This window comes from Actinocorallia aurea, assembly GCF_054783995.1.
The window spans coordinates 520,267-540,822 of sequence record NZ_BAAGPQ010000002.1; the positions used below are offsets into that span (position 1 = coordinate 520,267).

Annotated in this window: 19 protein-coding genes; 8 read left to right on the forward strand and 11 right to left on the reverse strand. The window is 72.3% G+C overall.

All coding sequences use genetic code 11. The annotated features are described in order from the left end of the window. Positions 1 to 95: 95 nt before the first annotated feature. Positions 96 to 1,400 (forward strand): ABC1 kinase family protein, encoded by a 1,305-nt coding sequence (locus ACYVOM_RS02660; RefSeq protein ID WP_460301567.1) that lies wholly within the window; start codon positions 96 to 98, stop codon positions 1,398 to 1,400. A 209-nt stretch (positions 1,401 to 1,609) separates the two neighbouring features. Here the strand turns inward: ACYVOM_RS02660 and ACYVOM_RS02665 are convergent, their stop codons facing one another. The 5 genes from ACYVOM_RS02665 to ACYVOM_RS02685 form a co-directional block, all read right to left on the reverse strand. Then, a complete protein-coding gene (locus ACYVOM_RS02665) occupies positions 1,610 to 1,807 on the reverse strand; it encodes a hypothetical protein (protein ID WP_460301568.1) in 198 nt (65 codons plus the stop codon). Positions 1,808 to 1,905: 98 nt separating this feature from the next. Beyond that, complete coding sequence (locus ACYVOM_RS02670; RefSeq protein ID WP_460302336.1) at positions 1,906 to 2,184, reverse strand: WhiB family transcriptional regulator; 279 nt, start codon at positions 2,182 to 2,184, stop codon at positions 1,906 to 1,908. A 151-nt stretch (positions 2,185 to 2,335) separates the two neighbouring features. Continuing rightward, positions 2,336 to 2,587, reverse strand: coding sequence for a hypothetical protein (locus ACYVOM_RS02675; RefSeq protein ID WP_460301569.1), 252 nt, complete (start codon positions 2,585 to 2,587; stop codon positions 2,336 to 2,338). Positions 2,588 to 2,735: 148 nt separating this feature from the next. Then, positions 2,736 to 3,599 (reverse strand): acyl-CoA thioesterase II, encoded by an 864-nt coding sequence (gene tesB / locus ACYVOM_RS02680; protein ID WP_460301570.1) that lies wholly within the window; start codon positions 3,597 to 3,599, stop codon positions 2,736 to 2,738. Positions 3,600 to 3,636: 37 nt separating this feature from the next. After that, on the reverse strand, positions 3,637 to 5,733 hold the full coding sequence (locus ACYVOM_RS02685) for an ATP-dependent DNA helicase UvrD2 (RefSeq protein WP_460301571.1): 2,097 nt from the start codon (positions 5,731 to 5,733) through the stop codon (positions 3,637 to 3,639). 149 nt (positions 5,734 to 5,882) lie between these two features. Between ACYVOM_RS02685 and ACYVOM_RS02690 the strand changes: the two genes are divergently transcribed. Continuing rightward, the gene (locus ACYVOM_RS02690) at positions 5,883 to 6,146 is read left to right on the forward strand and encodes a glutaredoxin domain-containing protein (protein ID WP_460301572.1); all 264 of its coding nucleotides are present in this window, start codon (positions 5,883 to 5,885) and stop codon (positions 6,144 to 6,146) included. 43 nt (positions 6,147 to 6,189) lie between these two features. Here the strand turns inward: ACYVOM_RS02690 and nudC are convergent, their stop codons facing one another. Continuing rightward, positions 6,190 to 7,092 (reverse strand): NAD(+) diphosphatase, encoded by a 903-nt coding sequence (gene nudC / locus ACYVOM_RS02695; RefSeq protein WP_460301573.1) that lies wholly within the window; start codon positions 7,090 to 7,092, stop codon positions 6,190 to 6,192. A gap of 63 nt (positions 7,093 to 7,155) precedes the next feature. Here nudC and ACYVOM_RS02700 point away from each other — a divergent pair, with 63 nt between their 5' ends. Continuing rightward, positions 7,156 to 7,446 carry a DUF4031 domain-containing protein gene (locus ACYVOM_RS02700; protein ID WP_460301574.1) on the forward strand — a complete coding sequence of 97 codons (291 nt, stop codon included), beginning with the start codon at positions 7,156 to 7,158 and terminating at the stop codon, positions 7,444 to 7,446. 9 nt (positions 7,447 to 7,455) lie between these two features. Here ACYVOM_RS02700 and ACYVOM_RS02705 read toward each other — a convergent pair whose 3' ends face one another. Then, the gene (locus ACYVOM_RS02705) at positions 7,456 to 8,058 is read right to left on the reverse strand and encodes an HD domain-containing protein (protein ID WP_460301575.1); all 603 of its coding nucleotides are present in this window, start codon (positions 8,056 to 8,058) and stop codon (positions 7,456 to 7,458) included. 184 nt (positions 8,059 to 8,242) lie between these two features. Between ACYVOM_RS02705 and ACYVOM_RS02710 the strand changes: the two genes are divergently transcribed. Genes ACYVOM_RS02710 through ACYVOM_RS02730 form a run of 5 tightly spaced genes read left to right on the forward strand, consistent with a single transcriptional unit; the run spans position 8,243 to position 14,462 of the window. Then, positions 8,243 to 9,325 carry an ATP-grasp domain-containing protein gene (locus ACYVOM_RS02710; protein ID WP_460301576.1) on the forward strand — a complete coding sequence of 361 codons (1,083 nt, stop codon included), beginning with the start codon at positions 8,243 to 8,245 and terminating at the stop codon, positions 9,323 to 9,325. Beyond that, entirely contained in the window at positions 9,318 to 10,709 is a 1,392-nt protein-coding gene (locus tag ACYVOM_RS02715; protein WP_460301577.1) for an IucA/IucC family protein, read from the forward strand. The genes ACYVOM_RS02710 and ACYVOM_RS02715 overlap by 8 nt, the downstream gene beginning before the upstream one ends. Next, entirely contained in the window at positions 10,700 to 12,253 is a 1,554-nt protein-coding gene (locus tag ACYVOM_RS02720; RefSeq protein ID WP_460301578.1) for an IucA/IucC family protein, read from the forward strand. Before ACYVOM_RS02715 ends, ACYVOM_RS02720 begins: the two co-directional genes overlap by 10 nt. A gap of 48 nt (positions 12,254 to 12,301) precedes the next feature. Beyond that, positions 12,302 to 13,900: an AMP-binding protein gene (locus ACYVOM_RS02725; RefSeq protein ID WP_460301579.1), complete on the forward strand. Its 1,599-nt coding sequence runs from the start codon at positions 12,302 to 12,304 to the stop codon at positions 13,898 to 13,900. Positions 13,901 to 13,940: 40 nt separating this feature from the next. Then, on the forward strand, positions 13,941 to 14,462 hold the full coding sequence (locus tag ACYVOM_RS02730) for a hypothetical protein (RefSeq protein ID WP_460301580.1): 522 nt from the start codon (positions 13,941 to 13,943) through the stop codon (positions 14,460 to 14,462). A 58-nt stretch (positions 14,463 to 14,520) separates the two neighbouring features. Here ACYVOM_RS02730 and ACYVOM_RS02735 read toward each other — a convergent pair whose 3' ends face one another. The 4 genes from ACYVOM_RS02735 to ACYVOM_RS02750 form a co-directional block, all read right to left on the reverse strand. Then, positions 14,521 to 15,414 carry a hypothetical protein gene (locus tag ACYVOM_RS02735; protein WP_460301581.1) on the reverse strand — a complete coding sequence of 298 codons (894 nt, stop codon included), beginning with the start codon at positions 15,412 to 15,414 and terminating at the stop codon, positions 14,521 to 14,523. Between the two features lie 600 nt (positions 15,415 to 16,014). Then, complete coding sequence (locus ACYVOM_RS02740) at positions 16,015 to 16,317, reverse strand: hypothetical protein (RefSeq protein ID WP_460301582.1); 303 nt, start codon at positions 16,315 to 16,317, stop codon at positions 16,015 to 16,017. Between the two features lie 52 nt (positions 16,318 to 16,369). Beyond that, the gene (locus ACYVOM_RS02745; RefSeq protein ID WP_460301583.1) at positions 16,370 to 16,858 is read right to left on the reverse strand and encodes a class I SAM-dependent methyltransferase; all 489 of its coding nucleotides are present in this window, start codon (positions 16,856 to 16,858) and stop codon (positions 16,370 to 16,372) included. Positions 16,859 to 17,161: 303 nt separating this feature from the next. After that, a complete protein-coding gene (locus ACYVOM_RS02750) occupies positions 17,162 to 20,422 on the reverse strand; it encodes an ATP-dependent helicase (protein WP_460302337.1) in 3,261 nt (1,086 codons plus the stop codon). Between the last annotated feature and the right edge of the window lie 134 nt (positions 20,423 to 20,556).

Here is a 20,556-nt window from a genome sequence, read left to right on the forward strand (position 1 = left end):
TATACAACACTCCCCGCCCCTAGAGGTAAACTCATACTTACGTCTCCACCGTCACGTTGTGGCGGGAACGAGGCGGGATCGCGGAGAATGAGGCCGTGAGCGACCTACCCCTGCGCGCCGTGACGCGAACCGCCAAGCTGGCCGCCCTCCCCCTGGGCTTCGCCGGCCGCACCGCTCTCGGCCTTGGCAAGAAGACCATCGGACGGTCCGCCGAGGCCGTCGCCAACGAGATCCAGACCCGCACCGCCGAACAGCTCTTCAAGGTCCTCGGGGAGCTCAAGGGCGGGGCCATGAAGTTCGGGCAGGTGCTGTCGATCTTCGAGGCGGCCCTGCCACCGGAGATCGCCGGGCCCTACCGCGCCACCCTCACCAAGCTCCAAGAGGCGGCGCCGCCCATGCCCGTCACCACGGTGCACCGGGTCCTCGCCGAGAACCTCGGAGAGAACTGGCGGGACGAGTTCCAGTCCTTCGACGACAAACCCGCCGCGGCCGCCTCCATCGGCCAGGTCCACAAGGCGGTGTGGAAGGACGGGCGCGAGGTCGCCGTCAAGGTCCAGTACCCGGGCGCGGGCAAGGCCCTGATCAGCGACTTCAACCAGCTCGCCCGGGTCGGCAAGCTCATCGGGGTCCTGTTCCCCGGCGCCGACATCAAGGCGATCCTCGACGAGCTGAAGGTCCGGGTCCGCGAGGAACTCGACTACACCGTCGAGGCCGCCTCCCAGTCCGCGTTCGCCAAGGCATACTCCGGTGACCCCGACTTCCTCGTGCCCGAGGTGATCGCCCAGTCCGGCACCGTCCTGGTCACCGAATGGATCTACGGCACCCCGCTGTCGCAGATCATCGCCAAGGGCACCAAGGAGCAGCGGGACAGGGCCGGGCTGCTGTTCGCCAGGTTCCTGTTCTCCGCGCCCGCGCGCTGCGGCCACCTGCACGCCGACCCCCACCCCGGCAACTTCCGGCTCATGGACGACGGCCGCCTCGGCGTCATCGACTTCGGCGCCGTCGACAGGCTGGAAGGCGGCCTCCAGGAGGAGATCGGCACCCTCATGCGGATCGGCACCCTCGGCTCGCCCGAGGAGATCGTCGAAGCGTGCCGCGCCGAGGGCATCATCCGCGACGGCGTCGAGGTCGACGGCGAGGCGCTCGCCGCGTTCATCGAACCGCTCGCGGTGCCGATGAAGGCCGAGACGTTCCAGTTCAGCCGCGAATGGCTGCGCGACCAGGCCGCCCGGGTCACCGACCTGCGCCCCGACAACGTGGTCCGCTACCTCAACCTCCCCAACGACTACGTCCTGGTCCACCGCACCATCGGCCTCGGCACCGGCGTCCTCTGCCAACTCGAATGCGAAGGCCCCTTCCGCGCCGAGGCCATCCGCTGGGTCAAGGGTTTCAGTGTCTGAGTCTGATTGCGCCGCCTCCGGCGTCGCGTGATCGGGCGCTTAAGATCCCTGGACTGCCCCTCCGGCCCTTGGGGGCCTACCGGGCAGCCCAGGGGCGCCCGATCACTGGTCCTCGGCCCCGGGGGGCCTGCGGCGTGCGACTTGCGCGGTGCGAAAGGCTGGAAAGCAGTGAGGCACCCACCTCTTTTGGCGGGTGCCTCACTGTCTTTTCAGCGGCCGATCAGCCTGCGGAGGCCGCTCATGCGGATCCTCGCCTCCTGGCGGGTGGCGCGGCCGGTGTCGACGGCGGCCTGGCGCAGCGCCTCGCGGCGGCTGCGGCGGACCTGGGCGGCCCACTGGAGCGCGGCCACCTCGTCTTCGAGCCGGCGTATTCGGTCGTGGTAGATCTCTTCAGCGATCAAGCTCATGGTCTTGGCTCCCGTACTGGGGGCGGGGGCCGGGCGGAAGCCCGGCACCCGCGCTTCGGTGCGCCGTGCGGCGCGGAGGTCGGTCGGTCCGGTGGTCATCAGGCGGCCACTTCGGTCTGGGCGGGGTTCTTGCGCGGACGGCCCCGGGGCCGCTTGCGCGCGACGATCTCGCCGCGGACGAACAGCTCGCCACCCCACACGCCCCACGGCTCGCGCCGCTCGACGGCGCTGGCGAGGCAGCTCTTGCGGACCGGGCAGTCCACGCAGAGCGCCTTGGCCAGCTCCACGTCGGCGGGCGCCTCGGCGAAGAACAGCTCGGGGTCGGTGCGGCAGGGCAGCTCTTCGATGGCCGCGAAGCTCGGCTGGGGCCCCTGGATGAGGTTCACCCTCAGTCCTCTCGTTGGATCTCAACGTCTTTGTCGTCGGGGTATCTCGGGCGGCCGTTCCCTGGCGGAATGAGCTTCGGGAAACAAAAAGGCCGCGGATCCGGTGCTCGGATCCGCGGCCTAGAAGCTCACACTCGGTCGTCTAGACCGGTGGCCTCCAGCTATACGGAGCCATTGCACCGAACTTGTCCTGTCGGACACGCGTCAGCAGGGATTCGCCGCCATCAAGCGCCGATCCATAGCCGAACTGCTCTCCATGCCTCACGGCGGGGGCGCAGACGATCTGCGGGAAGGCGGCGGCGTCAACGGGCATGCCGTTGCCCAAGGTCGGTTCGACCACGGGCCGGGCGCTGACGGTCAGGTTGCCGATGGGCATTTTGATCGTGTTCCACATGACGCTGTCACCTCCTTCAGAGGGTCCGGGCCGCGCGCTGAGCGCGGGGCTGTTCCAGTGCTGCGAAGAGCCTACGAGAAGACTCGAGAAGTCTTCAACCTATTTTTGAGCTGGGGTTTCTCACTATCTCGAAAGAAAATCGAGCCCCTCAGAGGTCGCTGACGCGGACCAGGCCCTCCTGCGCGACCGAGACGACGAGGTCGCCCGTCTGGGTGAAGACCTGGCCGCGGGCGAACCCCCGGGCTCCGCTCGCCGAGGGCGTCTCCTGCACGTACAGCAGCCATTCGTCGGCGCGGAACGGCCGGTGGAACCACATCGCGTGGTCGAGGCTCGCCCCGACCGTCCGGTTGTCGCCCCAGGCCAGTCCGTGGTTGACCAGGACGGTGTCCAGAAGCGTCATGTCGGACGCGTACGTCATGAGGCAGACGTGCAGGGTCGGGTCATCGGGGAGCTTGTCGTTGACCTTGAGCCAGACGACGGACTCGGGCGTGGCCAGTTCCGGCTTGCCCTTGGCCTCCCACGTCAGCGGGGTCGCGTGCCGCAGATCGAACGGCCGGTGCGCCATGAACTGCTCGGCGATCTTGGCGCCGAAGAGCTTCGAGAACCGCTCGAAGCCGGTCGGCAGCGTCTCGGGGTCGGGCGCGGCCGGCATCGGCGTGTGGTGGTCCGGGCCGTTCTCGGGCACCTGGAAGCTCGCCGACAGCGTGAAGATCGCCTTGCCGTGCTGCACGGCGACGACCCGCCGGGTGGAGAAGGACCTGCCGTCGCGCACCCGGTCGACGGTGTAGACGATCGGCACGAGCGGGTCGCCCGGGCGGATGAAGTAGGCGTGCAGCGAGTGCACGTGCCGGGCGATCGGCACCGTGCGGGTCGCGGCGACCAGCGCCTGACCCGCGACCTGGCCCCCGAACACGCGCTGCTGGCGGTCCTCGGGGCTTCTGCCGCGGAAGATGTCGTCCTCGATCTGTTCGAGGTCGAGGATGTCCAGCAGGTTCTGCAGAGCCGTGTTCACCCCGCCAGTCTGGCAAACCCGGCGACATGCCGACCCCTCAGGGGGGCGCGACGTACGTCTCACCTGGGGACTCGCCGCGGCACAGGGCGAGCACCGCGGTGTCGTACTTCTCCAGCTTCACCGCGCCGATCCCGCCGATCCCCGCCAGCTCGGCCCGGCTGCCCGGCTTCCGCTCGGCGATCGCCTGGAGGGTGGCGTCGGTGAACACCACGTACGGCGGCACCTTCTGGACCTTGGCGGTCTCGGCGCGCCACTCCTTGAGCGCCTCGAGCAGCGCCTCGTCGACCTCGGCGGGGCAGCTCTCGCAGCGGCCCAGCTTGCGCTCGACCGCGCGCAGCAGCGACCTGCCGCACACCCGGCACGGCTGCGGCCCGCGCGCCTTGGGCGCCCGCGCGGCCCGCTCCACCCGGGGCGGGAGCGGGGTCGAGGAGCCGGGCGCGATGCCGTCGAGGAACCTGCTGGCGCGCCGGTGCGCCCGCTGGCCGGGCGAGCGGGCCGCCGACCACGACAGGGTCAGATGCTCGCGGGCGCGGGTGATCCCGACGTACAGCAGCCGCCGCTCCTCCTCGATCTGCTCGGGGGTCTCGGCATAGATGATCGGCAGGGTGCCGTCGGCCAGGCCAGCGAGGAACACCGCGTCCCACTCCAGGCCCTTGGCCGCGTGCAGCGAGGCGAGGGTCACGCCCTCCAGCGGCGGCGCGTGCTGGGCCGCGGCCCGCTCCTCCAACTCGGCGACGAACCGGGCGAGCCCGGCCTCCGGCTCGGCCATGGCCATGTCCTCGGCCAGCTGGGCGAGGGCGGCCAGGGACTCCCACTTCTCCCGGACCGAGCCGCGGCCCTCCGGTGGCCGTTCGGTGAACCCGCATCCGGCGAGGACCGCGCGCACCTGGTGGATCAGGCCCAGGCCGTCGAGTTCGGCGTCGCCGCCCGAGCGGGCCGCGCCGCGCAGCCGCACCACCGCCTCGCGGACGGCCGGGCGCTCGAAGAACCGCTCCGCGCCGCGCAGCACATAGGGCACACCCGCGTCGGCGAAGGCCTGCTCGAAGACCTCGGACTGGGCGTTGATCCGGAACAGCACCGCGATCTCGCGGGCCGGGACCCCCGACTCGATCAGGCGGGCCGCGCGCCGCGCGACGTCCTCGGCCTCGTCCAGCTCGTTGGCGTAGGAGGCGTGCGCCGGGGCGGGGCCGGACGGGCGCTGGGCGATGAGCTCCAGCTTCTGCCGGGAGTTCTTCAGCACCTCGTTGGCCAGGCCGACGACCTCGGGGGTGGACCGGTAGTCGCGGACCAGGCGGACGACGGCGGCGTCGGGGTACTCGCGGGTGAAGCCGAGCAGGTAATCGGGGGTGGCGCCGGTGAAGGAGTAGATCGTCTGGCTCGGGTCGCCGACCACGCACAGCTCGCGCCGGTCGCCCAGCCAGGCCTCCAGCAGCAGCTTCTGCAGCGGGTTGACGTCCTGGTACTCGTCGACGACGAACGAGCGGTACTGGCCGTGGACCTCGCGCCGCATCTCGGGCGACTCGAGGAGCAGCCCCGCGGTCAGCTCCAGCATGCCCTCGAAATCCAGAAGGTTGCGCTCGCGCCTCAGCTCCTCGTACATGACGTAGAGGCGGGCGATGTCCACGACGTCTACGCCAGGGCTGCGGCCCGCCTTGGCGACCGCCGCCGCGTAGTCCTCCGGCCTCGTCTGGGTGACCTTGGCCCACTCGATCTCGCCGGCGACATCGCGCAGTTCGGTGCGGCCCAGCGCCGTCAGCCGGCAGGCGCGGGCGGCGTCGGCGAGCAGCGGGAACTTCGACTCGATCAGCCGCGGCGGATCGCCGCCGACGGTGCGCGGCCAGAAGTACAGCAGCTGCTTGTAGGCGGCGGCGTGGAAGGTGCGGGCCTGCACCCCGGGTGCCCCGAGCGCGCGCAGGCGGCCGCGCAGCTCTCCGGCGGCCCTCGTGGTGAACGTCACCGCCAGCACGTTCTGCGGCTTCACCGCGCCCGTGATGACCGCATAGGCGATGCGATGGGTGATCGCGCGGGTCTTGCCCGTGCCGGCACCGGCCAGGACGCAGACCGGCCCGCGGACGGCCTCGGCGACCGCCCGCTGCTCGGGGTCGAGGCCTGCCAGCACCCGTCGCGCGTCCATGCGTCACATCCTTCCAGCCGGCACCGACAGAACGCGCCCGCCCCAGGGCAGGAATTCAGGCGGTCTCCCGCGCGTTCGGTCCTCTGGCAGGATTTGCCGGGCCGTTCCCCGTACGTGACCGGACGGTTCCCCTGAGCGAAAGGACCCCGATGAGCGCCACCGGCCAGCTCACGATGTACACCACCCAGTGGTGCGGTTTCTGCAAGCGGCTGAAGAGCCAGCTCGCCCGCGACGGCATCGCGATGCACGAGATCGACATCGAGCAGGACCCGAAGGCCGCGGAGTTCGTCGCCAGCGTCAACGGCGGCAACATGGTCGTGCCGACCGTGATCGCCATCACCCCGGACGGCGAGGAGCACGTCCTCACCAACCCCAGCGCCAAGACCCTGAAGGGCCTGATCGGGGCGGCCTGACCCCGGACGTGACGTGCGGCGGGCGCGGGACCGCGCCCGCCCGTCACAACCCCCAGCTGCCGGGGAGATCCGCGCCGTACCAGTTCTCGATCAGCTGGCGCGCGATGGAGACGCGGCCGGGCAGCAGGAGGTCGCGGCTGAGCGCGGCCGCCTTGAGCTCGTCGCGCGTGTACCAGTGCGCCTCGGCGATCTCGCCCGGATCGAGCTTGAGCTTCGCGCCCGCCTCGGTGCGGCAGGAGAAGCCCATCATGAGGCTCTGCGGCATCGGCCAAGGCTGGCTGCCCAGGTAGCGGATGTCGTCGACGACGAGGCCGACCTCTTCCTTGACCTCGCGCGCCACCGCCTGCTCGATCGACTCCCCCGGCTCGATGAACCCGGCGAGGACCGACGCGCGCCGCTCCGGCCATGAGACGCCGCGGGCCAGCAGCACCCTGTCGTCGGTGTCGGCGACCAGCATGATGACCGCGGGGTCGAGCCGCGGGTACTGCTCGCCGCCGTCCTCGGTGCACACCCGCACGTGGCCCGCCGCGATCGCCTTGGTGGGCGCGCCGCAACGGGGGCAGAACTGGTGCGCCCGGTGCCAGGCCGCCAGGGCGACGGCCTGGGTCATCAGGGTCGACTCGAGATCTCCGAGCAGGGCCCCTATGCGGCGCAGACCGGTCGGCTCGGCGTCGGGCAGGTCCTCCGGGATCGGGGCGCAGACCGCGAAATAGGCGATCCTGTCCTCGTCTATGCCGAGAAGCACGCGCTGGCCCTTGGGGGCCGTCCTCGACGGGACGTACACCAGCTCCGGACCGTCGTTCATCCGGACCGGGACCTTGCCCTCGTCGTCGACGACCAGGACGCGGGAGCCCGCCCACGCGGCCGCCACCCAGTCCTCGTCCCTGCGCCGCTCCGACATCCGGTCAAGGGCCCCACGGGCCAATGCCAGCCACCCCAGCGTCATGTACCCAACTCCTTAAAGCCGCAACCAACCTAGCGCCAGCACAGGGGTGTCTACGCTGGGCAGGTGGCGCTTTACATCGACCCGCCCATCTGGCGGGCCAGGGGACTGCTCTGGTCGCACCTGATCAGCGATGTCTCCTTCGCGGAACTGCACGCCTTCGCCGAGCGGCTGGGCGCTCCCCGGCGCGCCTTCGAGCGCGATCACTACGACGTGCCCGAGGAGGCGTACGCGGCGGCCGTACGGCTCGGCGCACGGGAGGTCGGCTGCCAGGAGCTGCTCGGGCACCTGCGGCGGTCCGGGCTGCGGCGCCCCAAGTTCGCCGCGCCCGGCTCCTCGGTCGCCCCGACGGGCTGAGCGGCCTGCCTAGCCGCGCAGGGTCGCGAGTTCCGCGGCGAGGTTGGCGCGGGCGGCCGCGTCGAAGCGGGCGCGGGCGGATTCGGTGTGGAAGAGCGCCGGGAGGCCGAGCAACTGCTCAAGGACGGCTGTGCGGCCCAAGGCGAAGTACTCGTCCGGGACGAACGAGTACTCGGCCCTGACGGCAGCGGTGTAGGCCGTATAGGCGGCTTCTTCGGCGGCGAGGATGGCGAGGTCGGCGTCGCACAGGACCTTTCCGTCGGCGTCCTGCGGGTCGTGCGTCTTGGTCATCCGCACCAGCGCCGCCACGTGCGCGGCCCGGGCGGGGTCCAGGGAGGTGTCGGCGAGCATCCGTTCGGCGAGGCGCGCGCTGCGCTCCTCGTTGTCGTCGCGCTGCGGGTCGTAGACGGCGTCGTGGAACCACGCCGCGAGCCGCACCGCGTCGGGGTCTCCGGCCTCCCCGACCAGCTCGTCGACGAGGTCCAGCACCGCGACCAGATGCGCGGTCGTGTGGTAGCGCCGATGCGGTTCGGCGTAGCGCACCAGCAGTTCCTCGCCGAACGCCCGCGCCTCGGGCCCGACGAGCGCCATCCAGCGATCGAGGAGATCCATCGGGTCAATATCCCACGCGGGGCGGGCGCGGGTCGTTAGAATTAGGCAAGGCTTACCTAACGGGACCGGTATGCCTTGCGTGGCCGGCCTGTCCTGTGCAGCCGGTATGCCCTTTTGGGCCGGTTCGGGTTGTTCATTCGATTTTTCCGCGGGGCGCCGACTCGCCCCGCCGCGAGGGGGACGGGTGCGGCTGTTCGTGATCGCCGGGAAGGCCACCGACTCGGTGCTGGCGGGCTTCCTGCCCGCGGCCGGGCGGCTCGGCCTCGACGTCACGGTCCTCACCGACCGGCCGGAGCAGTACCCGGGGCACAGGGTGGTCGCCTGCGATGTGGCGGACTTCCGCGAGATCGTGCAGCACGGCCGCCCGGACGCCTACTTCTCCAACGGCGACTTCCTCCAGACCCCCACCGCGCTCGCCGCCGAGTTCCACGGCCTGCCCGGCAAGGACTGGAAGGCGACCCTGCGCTGCAAGAACAAGAGCCTCATGCGGCGCCACCTCGGGGACGTCTGGGCGGCGCCCTTCCCCGTCCCCGACGACGCGCCGTACCCGCTCGTCGTGAAACCGCGCGAAGGGGTGGCCAGCGAAGACGTGGTCCTCGTGCGCACGCCGAGCGAACTCGCGGCCTTGCCCGAGACCGGACGTCCGATGGTGGCCGAGGAGTATCTGCCCGGACGCCTGCACACGCTGGAGACCCTCAACGGGCAGGTGCTCGGCTCTTTCGCCACCACCCTGTCCCCTGAGCCCTACTTCATCGAAGAGCGCCTGGACTGGGCGCCGCCTCCGCCGGAGACCCCTCAGGTCCTCGCCGCGCTGGACTCCCTCGGCGTCGGCTTCGGCGCCTGTCACACCGAGTTCGTCGTGCACGAGGGGCGTGCCCGGATCATCGAGGTCAACTACCGGATCATCGGCGACCACTGCGACTTCCTGCTCGCCGACCTCCTCGGCAGGGACGTCTTCGCCGACGTCCTGCTGACCCATCTCGGACGCCCGCCCGCCTTCGTGCCCCGCCCGTCGGGGGCCGCGACCGTGGAGTATCTGGTCGCGAACAGGTCGGGCACCCTGACGGCCGCGCCCGCTCCGGGGACGGTTGTGGACAGGGATGTCTCGGTTACCTACCGGCCACAGCGGAATATTGGTGATGTGATCATCCAGACCAATACAAACCGGGATTATCTCGGCACCGTTCAGCTCGTCGGCCCCGACCGCGCGGCCGTCGACGCGGCGCTCACCCGCTTCCGGCAGGCCCGGGCATGGGCCGTTGGCTGAGGCGGAGTTCGCGGCGCGGGTGCTCAACGCCCTCGTCCGCGAGGGGTACGTCCGTGCGCCCGCGCACGCCTCCACCGAACCCGACGGCTTCCTCTCCGACGCCAAGGTCTCCGGCGGCGTCTCGCTGGCCGAACTCGCCGAACTGGTCCGCGCCGAAGCCGCCGAGGACGACGACGTCGAAGGGTTCCTCGCCGAGTGCGCCGAGGCCTACCGGGCCGAAACCGCCGACCTACCTGCGGTCCGCCCCGGGATCACCCGCCACGACGCCCTGGCCGCGCGCCTAGGGCACCCGGTTCATCCGCTCGGAAGGGCCAAGGCCGGGCTCACGGCGGCTGAAGTCGCCGCGTACGCGCCCGAATACCAGCCGACCTTCGAACTGGCGTGGACGGGCGTGACCGGGGGCGTCCTCCATGGGGAGCTGCCTTCGTGGTGGCCTTCGGCGGCTTCCCTTGGACTGCCGGGGGACGCGGTGCCCTTCCCGGTGCATCCTCTGACCGCTGCCAAGGGGCTCGTCCCTACCGTGGCGGAGACCCGGGTTTCCGCCGCCCCCACCCTTTCCATGCGCACTCTCGCGGTGACCGGCACCGACCACGTCAAAGTGCCGCTGCCCACGGCCACGCTCGGCCGCAGGAACGTGCGCTCGATCAAGCCGGGCACCCTGGTGGACGGCGCCCGCGTGCAGCGGCTGCTGGCCCGGATCGCCGACGCCGAGGGCCTGCCCGTCCTGCTCGCCGACGAGCAGACCTACGGGCACGCCCACGACCCGAACCTCGCGTTCCTCGTGAGAAGGCTGCCCGTCTCCGACGCCGTCCCCGTCGCCGCCCTACTGGCCCGCACCCCCGAGGGCCCTTACGTCATCGAGGAGGTGTCCTCCGGCGACGTCCGGGGGTTCTTCGACGCCTACCTGCGCACCCTGTTCGCCTGGAACGTCGCGCTGTTCGAGCGGCATGGGATCGCGCTGGAGGCGCACCAGCAGAACGTCTCGGTCACCCCGCGCGGAGAACTCCTGCTCAAGGACAACGACGGGGCGATGCTCGCCTCGGGCGTCTTCGAGGACCCCCGCATGGTCGGCGGCCTGGAGGCCCGCGCCCGCGTCTTCGTCACGATCACCCTGCATCTGTGCGCGGGGGCGCTGGCGTTCGGGCTCGCCGAACGCGGCCTGCTGCCTCTGCCCGCGGCCTTGCGCCTCGTCCGGGACCGCCTGGACGAGACCGTCACCGACCCCTTCCTTCGCGCCCGCACCCTCGAAGCCCCCCGGCTGCCCTCCAAGGCCATGCTCACGGCGGGGACCCTCGTGCCCAAGGCACGGACCGGCTCCGCCGACATCAACAAACACTACGGCCCGCCGGGCCCCAACTACCTGAGGGAGCTTCCGTGCCGCTGACCGCGACCGCACCGACCGGGACCAGCCCGGCCGACGCGGACGAGGCGACCGCCACCGCTCTGCTGCACTGCCTCGTCCGGGAGGTCAGCGGCCCTTCCGGACGGGCCGCCGCCGACGGCGACACGCTCGTCGTCCGCCTCGGCCGGACCACCCTGACCGCGCGGCTGCCCAGACCGTCCCACGGGCCCTCGCTGCGGCTCTCAGGACCGTTCCTGCGCGACGGGGAGGAGATCGGCTGGTACGAGGTCGCCGAACTCGTCGCGGCCGAGCTGAGCCGCTGGACGGGCCTGCCTAACCCCGAGTTCCTCGGCCAGGTCGTCAACAGCCACCAGGCGATGACCGCGATCCTGCGCGCCCGCGCCACCGTCCCGGCGAGCCCCCTCCTCGCCTCGGAGCAGGCGCTGTTGGCCGGGCACCGCTACCACCCGTCGCCCAAGGCCCGCCAGGGGGCGCCCGCGACCTGGCTGCGGTACGCGCCGGAGACGGGCTCCCGCTTCCGGCTGGGCCTGCTCGCGGCCGACCCGGGCGTCCTGTGCGGCGAGGGCGACTTCTCCCCGCTCGCCCCCGAAGGCCTGCTTCCGGTGCACCCGTGGCAGTGGCGGCTGCTCGCCGGCAACCCCGTCCTGCGCCGCGCCCTCGACTCCGGGGTGCTGCGCGAGGCCGGCCAGGGACCCGAGGCCGCCCCCACGTCGTCGGTGCGCACCGTGCTCACCCACGGCGAGCGGGTCTTCGCCAAGTTCAGCCTTGATGTGCGGATCACCAACTGCGTCCGCAAGAACGCCTGGTACGAACTCGACTCCGCGCCCGCGCTCACCCGGCTGCTGAAGCCGCTCCTCGGCGACGACCTCCTCGGCGAGCCCGCGTACCGCACCGTCGCGCTCGCCGACCGGAACCTGTACGAGGGCCTCGGCGTCATCCTCCGGGAGGCCGCCCCTTCCGAGGCGGTCGTGGCCGCCTCCTTGGCCGACCCCTGGGCGGGCTTCCTTCCCGAGGGCGTGGACCCGCTGGAGTACTGGACGGCCTACGTGCGCATCGTCGCGCTGCCCGCCCTGCGGCTCTTCTTCGACCACGGCGTCGTGCTGGAGCCCCACCTCCAGAACGTCCTGATCCTCCACGACCCCGCGGGCCTCCCGTCACGCGCCGTCTTCCGCGACCTGGAAGGCACGAAGCTGCTTCCCGGACCGTCCTTGGCGGAGCTGGATCCCGCCATCAGGGAGTCGGTCGCCTACGACGAGGAACGCGGCTGGAACCGCGTCGCCTACTGCCTGTTCGTCAACCACCTGGCCGAGATCGCGGGCGCTCTCGCAGACAGGGACCCCGCTTGTGAGCCGTCCCTGTGGCGCGCCCTGCGCACGGTCCTCGGCGAGTTGCCTTCGCACCGGCGCCTGACCGACCTCTTGGCGGGGAGCCCTCTGCCGGGCAAGGCGAACCTGCTCACACGCTGGTCGCGTTCCCCCGACCGGGCCGCCCGCTATGTTTCGGTACCGAACCCCATGGGGGATCAGCGAGGACTCCGGCTACATGCGAGGTCCATCCCGGTGTGACAGGGTGGAAAACGGAAGAAGGACCAGCCGCTCCCGAGGGGACCGACCGTGCTCGCACACCTCCGCCCGGCCATCGACCTCCTTTCCGGCACCGCGCGGGTGATCCGCGACGTCGGCGCTCTCCAGCCCGTCGGGCCGCGCGACCTCGCCCGGCTGCCCCTGCAGGCCGCCCGGTTCGGCGCCACCCCCGCCCTCGCCGGTGCGGCGTCCGCCCTGCGCTTCCCCGCCCGCGTCGCCGTCGCCGACGAGAAGGGCGCGGTCACGTACGGCGAACTCGAAGCGCGCGCGGCCGCCCAGGCGACCGCCTTCCGCGGCCTCCTCGACGCAGACGCCCGGATCGGCGTCCTGTGCCGCAACCACCGCGGGTTCGTCGAGGCGGTCCTCGCCGCATCCCGGCTCGGCCACGACGTCGTCCTGCTCAACACCGACTTCTCCGGGCCGCAGCTCGGCGACGTCCTGGCCGCCGAGGGCGTCGGACTGCTCGTGCACGACGCCGAGTTCACCGACGCCGTCGCCGCCTCCGGATACGACGGGGCCCGCGTCATCGCCTGGCACGACGGCCCCGTCACCGTCCCGACCCTCGACGACCTCGCCCGCGGGCCCGCCGAACCCCTCGTCGCCGGACGGACCGGGAAGATCGTCCTGCTCACGTCCGGAACGACCGGACCGCCCAAGGGCGCCGCGCACACGTTCGGGCCGTCCGCGCTCCTCGCCCAAGGCCTCGGCCACCTCCTGCGCGTCCCCCTGCGCTCGGGAGAGCCGATCCTCGTCGCGCCGCCGCTCTTCCACGGGCTCGGATTCACCTACCTCTCCGTCGCGCTCGGCCTCGGCTCCCCCCTCGTCCTGCGCCGCCGCTTCGACGCCGCCGAGGTCCTCAAGACACTCGACCGGCGGGCCGTGAGCGTCCTGGTCGCGGTGCCGCTCATGCTCTCCCGCCTCCTCGACGCGCCCGCGCGGCGCAGGCCGCAGGCGCTGCGGATCGTGCTCTGCGGCGGCGCCGCCCTGCACCCCGGCCTCTCCGAGCGCTTCACCGAGCGGTTCGGCGACGTCCTGTACAACGCCTACGGGGCCAGCGAGACCGGCTGGGCGACCATCGCCACCCCCGCCGACCTGCGCGCCGCCCCCGGCACCGTCGGCCGCCCCACCCTCGGCACGACCGCGCGTGTCCTCGGCCCCGACGGCCGCGAGATGCCCCCAGGGGAAGTCGGCACCCTTCACCTCGATGCCGGGCTCGACTTCGGCGGCTACACCGGCGGCGGCGACAAACGGCGCGTCGACGGCCTCATCGACACCGGCGACCTCGCCCACACCGACCCCGAGGGCCGGATCTTCATCGACGGCCGCGCCGACGACATGATCGTCTCCGGCGGGGAGAACGTCTTCCCCGGCGAGGTCGAAGACCTCCTCGAAGCCCACCCCTCCGTCGCCGAAGCCGCCGTCACCGGCGTCGAGGACCCCGAGTTCGGACAGCGCCTCGCCGCCTGGGTCGTCCCCACCGCCGACGCCGACGTGACCTCCGACATGCTCAAGGCGCACGTCCGGGCCCGGCTCGCGCGCTACAAGGTCCCGCGGGACGTCCATTTCGTCACGGAACTGCCCCGTACCACGACGGGCAAGGTCAAGCACGGGGTGCTCCAGGATCGGTGATCCGGTGGCGCTTTGCCGTCACTTGCGGTAGATCAGAGGCATGAGCGAGGTCACCGTGGAGTTCCCAGAAGACGTGCTGGAAGCCGGAGCCGAACTGGGCGAACCCGTCGTGGACCAGCCGGACCCCCGCCGCCGCACCCTGCTGCTGATGATCGTCGTCGATCTCGTCGCGGTCGTCGTCCTGGGCGTCGGGGCCGCCTTCGCGCCGACCCTCCACCTCGCGGTGGCGGGCGTGTGGGCGGTGCTGATCCTCGCCCTGCTCGGCCACGCCGCCGTCCAGGCCACGCGGCGGCGCGCCCTCTCCGACTCGTCCGTCGCGCTCTTCGAGAACGGCCTCGTGCACGCCACCGAGGACGGCCTCACGCCGCTGCCGTGGTCGTCGGTGAAGATCGCCTACCTCACCCCGGGCAAGCGGCTCATCCTCCACCTGGAGGACAACACCTACTTCACCCTGAAGGCCCCGGTCCGCAACCTGCCCCTCATCGAGGCCGCGATCCGCGCCGGCGTCCCCCGCGACCAGATCCGCCGCGGCCTCCCGCCCAAGAACCTCGCCGCTCTCTGACCCTCCCGGCCGCCCCGCTCCTGGCCGCCCCGCTCGCGCCCGGCCCGCCGCCTCCCGGTCAGAGCTCCCACCCGGCCTCGCGCGCCTCCCGCCTGGCCCGCCTCCCGCGCACGCCCACCACCCGCGACAGCTTCCCGACGGCCGCCACCCGGTGTCCACCCTCCACCCGGCAGAACCAGAAGGCCCCGGCCGGTTCCGCTCCCCGCTCATGCGCCGAGCGCTGATCCAGGTGCAGCCCCGTCCCATGCTCCGGGCACACCGGCCAGACCTTCCACGTCTTGTCCATGACCGTCTCCTGGAGCGCGTCCGCAGCCCACCAGAGCCAGATCCCGGCGTCCCCCGCGTACGACCTCGTCGAGGGCCCCCGTGAGAACCCGCCGTAGGCGATCTGGGCAAGCATGTCACCCGGCTCGAAGTACATGACGGTCACCGGCTCGGTGAACCCCTGGCACTGCGCGTCCCTGCCGACGATCGCCGCGGCCTCCTCGATCGCCGCCCGCCGATCCGCCGCCGCCCCGAACCCCGGGTCATGGTCGATCAGGTCCAGCAGCCGAGCCGCCGCCTCCCGCATCGCCGACCCGTCCAGCCCAGCCTCAAGAATCCCCCGCACCACCTCATACAGCCTTTCACCCCTCTCCTCATCCTCACCGTCCCTCTCGGCCCCCTCGTCCTCCCACAGTCCCCCCAGCACCTCCCACGCCAACTCCACCGCCGCCGCCCCCACCTCCCCATGGTCGCGCAGCCCCGCGAACACCACATCCGCCACGTCCAGCCCTGCCTTCCCCTCCTCCCCACGCCCCTCACCCACCGGACACATCAACCACTCCACCCCCTTCCCACCACCCCACTCCCATCCTGCCCCGTCCGCCATCGACCGCTCCCCCCGCTCCTCATCCACCACGAACCACTCCCACCCGTCCCCACCCACCACGACCACTCCCTCTTCGGCCACCCACCCATCCGCAACACACCCAAACCAACCCAAACGCAACAAGCAACCCCTTTACCCCCCCGGGTCCACCGCCCGGGAACCACGGCGAGAAGGCACAGCCGCGCGGCACACCCCGGAAGCGGCCCGCCCTCCACCGAGACACGGCCCAGAAGACGCGCGATCGCGCCGCCCGACAGCCCAGGCACCCCGGCCACGTGGCGGCCGACGCCCCAGCCAACACGGGCCGCATAGTGGCCACAGCCCGGCAGACACGTCGTCGCGCCGGCCGACCGCCCGGGCAACACGGGCCGCATGGTCACCAACAGCCGTGATGCGTGGCGGCCGACAGCTCGGGCAGTGCGGACCGCGTGGTGGCCAACGGCCCGGGAGACGCGTGGTGTGTGGCGGCCGACGGCCTGGGCGACACCGGCCGCGTGCCGGCCGACGGCTCGGGAGGCACGTGGTGCGTGTGCGTAATGGCCGACTGCCCGAAAGCTGCGTGGTGCGGGCTGCATGGCGCTTGTGCGGATGGCGCGAGGGCGCGGAGGGGGCGCCGCGGGAGATGCGCGGGGAAGCGCGGTCACCGGTGGCGCGCGGAAGAGGTGGGAAGTGCGTAATGGGTCAGGCGACGAGGGCGGAGTCTCGGGCGGCGCGGCAGAGGCGGGCGAGGTCGACCAGGGCCTGGGAGCGGCGTTGTTCCAGGGGGCGGCGGTCGCCGGGGTCGGCGGCGGCGAGGGTGTCGAGGACCAGGGAGAAGACGGGCCAGTCCTCGGGGGCGATGAAGCCGCGCAGGTCGTAGCCCTCTTCGGCGGCCTGCTCGAAGTCGACGTTGTGCAGGAGCGTGCTCAGGGCGCGCTCGGCCGCGACGACGCCGATCCGCATGGCGAGGGCGGCCGGCGAGGGGGACGTCTCGGTAGAACCCACGTTCGAGAGCCTATCGAACACGGGTTCGCCCTTTCAACAGTACGTTCGAAGATCAGTGCGCCGTCGCGTGGACGAACGCCCGCGAACCAGATGTCTTGGACCGCTTGATCTCGCCGCCCGCCGCGACGACCAGCGCGCGGAGGTCGGCCTCGGAGAGGTCCGGGTCGGCGACGACGATGCCCGCGCCCGGCCGGGCGACCCTGACGAGTTCGCGCAGCACCGCGCCCGGGTCGGCGGCGGTGCCGAGCGCGTCGTGGCAGAGCAGGAGCGTGAAGGTCCGGTCGAGGTAGGGCAGCGCGGCGGCGTCGCCCCGCTGGAACGTGATGTTGGTGAGCGCGTCCCGGTCGGCCCGGCGCTTGCCGTCGGCCAGCATCTCCGGCGACTCGTCCAGCGCGGTGATGTGCCGTACCCGCCGCGCGAGCGTCCGCGACACCTCGGCCGCCCCCGCCCGTACCTCAAGGCACACGTCCTCAAGGTCCAGCTCGGGTTCGGCGTACCCGCAGAACTCCCGCGCGGCCGCCGTGACCGTTTCCTCGCTCATCACCGTCACGCCGCCTCCCGGGTTTCTCGTTCAGAGGAATATGCCCCGAACCCGCCACAGAAAGCTAGTCCGGTGAGAAGGATCACCCTTCACCCCGATGGTCTGACCGACCACCCCATTCATGAACAAAGCGCACATTCACACGAAACCACCCCCCGTGTCCAATTGTGGACGCCTCCCCAGCTCCGAGCACCGACCGCTGCGCGCCGCACCCCGCAGGCCCATCCGGCGCAGCACCGTCCCGGCGGGAGCCCGCGCTCGCCTGTGCGTGGCCGTCCCCTGGATCGGAACTGTAGGCGTGCGTCAGCCTGGGGCCTGTGGGAGGGCCGTGAAGAGGGCGGCGAGGGCGGGGGCGTCGGGAAGGTCGGTGGGGCGGAGGGTGGTGTTGGCGCGGACGTAGTGGAAGGCGGCGGAGACGTGGTCGAGGGGGACGCCGGCCAGGGCCGCCCATGCGATGCGGTAGGCGGCGAGCTGGATGACCAGGTGGGCGCGGGCCTCGGGTGGGGGCGGGGAGCCGGTCTTCCAGTCGACGACCTCGTAGCGGTCGCCGTCGCGGAAGACCGCGTCCATGCGGCCGCGCACGAGGCGGTCGCCGATCCGGGTCTCGAAGGGGATCTCGACGTCGACGGGTTCGCGGGCCGCCCACTCCGACTCCTCGAAGCGGGCCTGGAGGAGCGCCAGGTGTGCGTCGCCGTCCAGCGCCGCTTCTTCGAGGTCGTCGTCGGCCGCGCCGAAGAGATCGTCGGGGTCGACGAGGCGCTGCTGGCCCCAGCGGGTCTCCAGCCAGCGGTGGAAGGAGGTGCCGCGCCGCGCGAACGGCGCGGGTGGCCGCGGCATGGGGCGGCGGATCTGCGCGGCGAGCTCCGCCGGGTCGGCGGCGAGCGCGACGAGCGAGGTGACCGTGAGCTTGTCCGGAAGCTCGACGGTGAGGCCGTTGACGCCGCGGCCCTTGTCCCGCTCGGCCAGCAGCAGCTCCACGTCGCGCGCCCAGGCGCCCAGCCGGGCCCGGTGGGCGCCTTCGAGGTCCGCGGTGGACGTCCAGGGCGCGGGGCGGCCGACCATCGCGTCGCGGACGAAGCGCGCCCCTTCCAGCAGCGGCCCCTCTCCGAGGGGCGGGGCGGGCCAGCTCCGCGTCTTCGGCTCCGCGAGCAGCGGGTTGTGCGCGGACTCCTCGGGCTCGGGGGTCCAGACCCACTCCGCGTCCGCGCCGTCCCTGATCTCCTCCAGGAAGGGCGAGGGCCCGAGCGGCTTCGCCGAGCCGCCCCACCGGTAGCCCGTGGCCACGAGGAGTTCCGCGGCACGTGTGACCGCGACGTAGGCGAGCCGCCGCTCCTCACGGAAGTCCCGTTCCGCGCAGGCGTCGTCGAAGGCCGCCAGGTCCTCCTTCTCCAGTCCGGGCAGCGCGGGCAGCTCGGCGTGGTCGCCGCGCAGCGGGAACGGGATCATCCGCGGGTTGGTGGTCCAGCGGGTGGAGCCCGCCGGCGGCGTCGGGAACACCGAGCCCTTGCCCGGATTGCCGTTCTTCAGCGGCGTGAACGACAGTCCCGGCACGAAGACCACGGGCCATTCCAGCCCCTTGGAGGCGTGCACGGTGAGCAGCTTGACGCTCTCGGCCTCGCTGACGCGGCCCGCCTCCAGGCCGAACTCCTCGGTCTCGGCCGCCGCGAGGTAGGCCAGGAAGGCGCCTGCCGTCGGATCCTCGTTGTCGCCCGCGAACGCCGCGGCGGCGTCCACGAAGGCGTCGAGGTCGGCGCGGGCGGTGACCGGGTCGAGGCCGGAGCGGGCGGCCACCTCGATGTCCAGGCCGAGGACCCGTTCGATCTCCGTCACCAGGTCCGGCAGGGGCAGATGGGCGTGTCTGCGCAGGTAACGGAGCTCGTCGCGCAGCCGCAGGAGCCGCCGCAGGCCGTCGGGCGAGTAGGCCTCGGCAGGGCCCGGGTCGTCGAGCGCGTCGACCAGGCTGCCCTGCTCCTCGCCCAGTTCCCGGACGAGCTGGGCCAGCGGATCCGCGGCCTCGGCCGGCGCTTCGGGCTCCGGGAGGTCCTCCCGGGTGATGTCGCGGCGCGCCTCCCGTGCGAGGTCCCGCGCGCGGCGGCCGAGGGCGACGAGGTCGCGCGGGCCGATCCGCCAGCGCGGTCCGGTGAGCAGCCGCGCCAGCGAGGCGCCCGCCGAGGGGTCCTGCATGACGCGCAGGGTCGCGACGACGTCCTGCACTTCCGGGACGGTGAGCAGCCCGCCGAGCCCGACCACTTCGACTTTGATGTCCCGCTCGATCAGCTTCTGCCTGATCAGTGGGAACTGGGCGCGTTTGCGGGCGAGGACCGCTATGTCGGAGGGCTTCACCTGCTCGTCGGTCTCGGGATCGGCGGCGGCGAGGAGTCGCGCGATGCGCGCGGCGATCTCCTCCGCCTCGTCTTCGACGGTCGGCAGGAGCGCGCACTCGACCCGGCCGCGCCCCCTGCGCGATTCGGCGGGCCGCAGCGGCGACACCCGGCGCATCTCTGCGCGCAGTTCGGCCTGCACCCGGGCCGCGGCGTCCAGAATCCGCTCGCCGTTGCGGAAGCTGCGGGTCAGCTCCCGCATCGGCGCCTCGCCGCCGCCGGGTATGGGGAAATCGCGCGGGAAGCCCAGCAGGTTCCCGGCCGACGCGCCGCGCCAGCCGTAGATGGACTGGCAGGGGTCGCCGACCGCGGTGACCGCGTGCCCGCCGCCGAACAGGGACTTGAGCAGGACGAGCTGGGAGTGGCCGGTGTCCTGGTACTCGTCCAGCAGGACGACCGGGTAGCGCGAGCGCTCGATCACGCCGACCTCGGGATGCCGCTCGGCGATCCGGGCCGCGAACGACATCTGGTCGCCGTGGTCGACGACCTCGCGGCGCCGTTTGGCCCGCGCGTAGGCCTCGATGAGCGGGAGCAGTTGCTCGCGCGCCGCGTGCTTGTCCAGTACCTCCCGCTGCTTGGCGAGGGGCTTGGCGAGCGCGGCGAACCGCTGGGCCAGCCACTCCCCCACGCGCTGGACGTGCTCGGGACCCCGCAGATGCTCGGCGAGATCGCCGGAAAGGCCGATCACCGCCCGGGTGACGGTGTCGGGCGTCCAGTCGATGCGGTCCATCGGGCCGTCGTGGGCGTCGACGACCCGCGTGGCGATCTGCCAGGCGACGGCCGGGGAGATGAGCCGCAGGGTCGGCTCCAGCCCCTCGCGCAGCGCGTGGTCACCGAAGAGGCGGGCGGCGTAGGAGTGGTAGGTGGAGACGGTGGGTTCGCCGTCGAGCAGTTCGGGCTCGACGAGATCGGGATGCTCGCGCAGGCCGTCCAGCCGCTTGCGGACGCGGGAGGCGAGTTCGGCGGCGGCCTTGCGGGTGAAGGTCAGGCCGAGGACGCGTTCTGGCCGCACGAGCCGGTTCGCGACCAGCCACACCACACGCGCCGCCATCGTCTCGGACTTGCCCGACCCGGCCCCGGCGACCACCGCCATCGGGCCGAGCGGCGCGCGGATGACCGCGGCCTGTTCGTCCGTCGGCTCCGGCAGCCCCAGCCGCCGCGCCAGTTCCCCCGGCGTGATCACGCCGCTCACCCCCTCTCCGCGAGCGCCGGCCGCTCGGCCGGCGATCCCGATTCAACACCCGCGCGACGACGGCCGCAGAAAGTTGTCCACAGCCCCCGATCGCGACTTGACCGTGAGTCAACACCGAGGGTCCG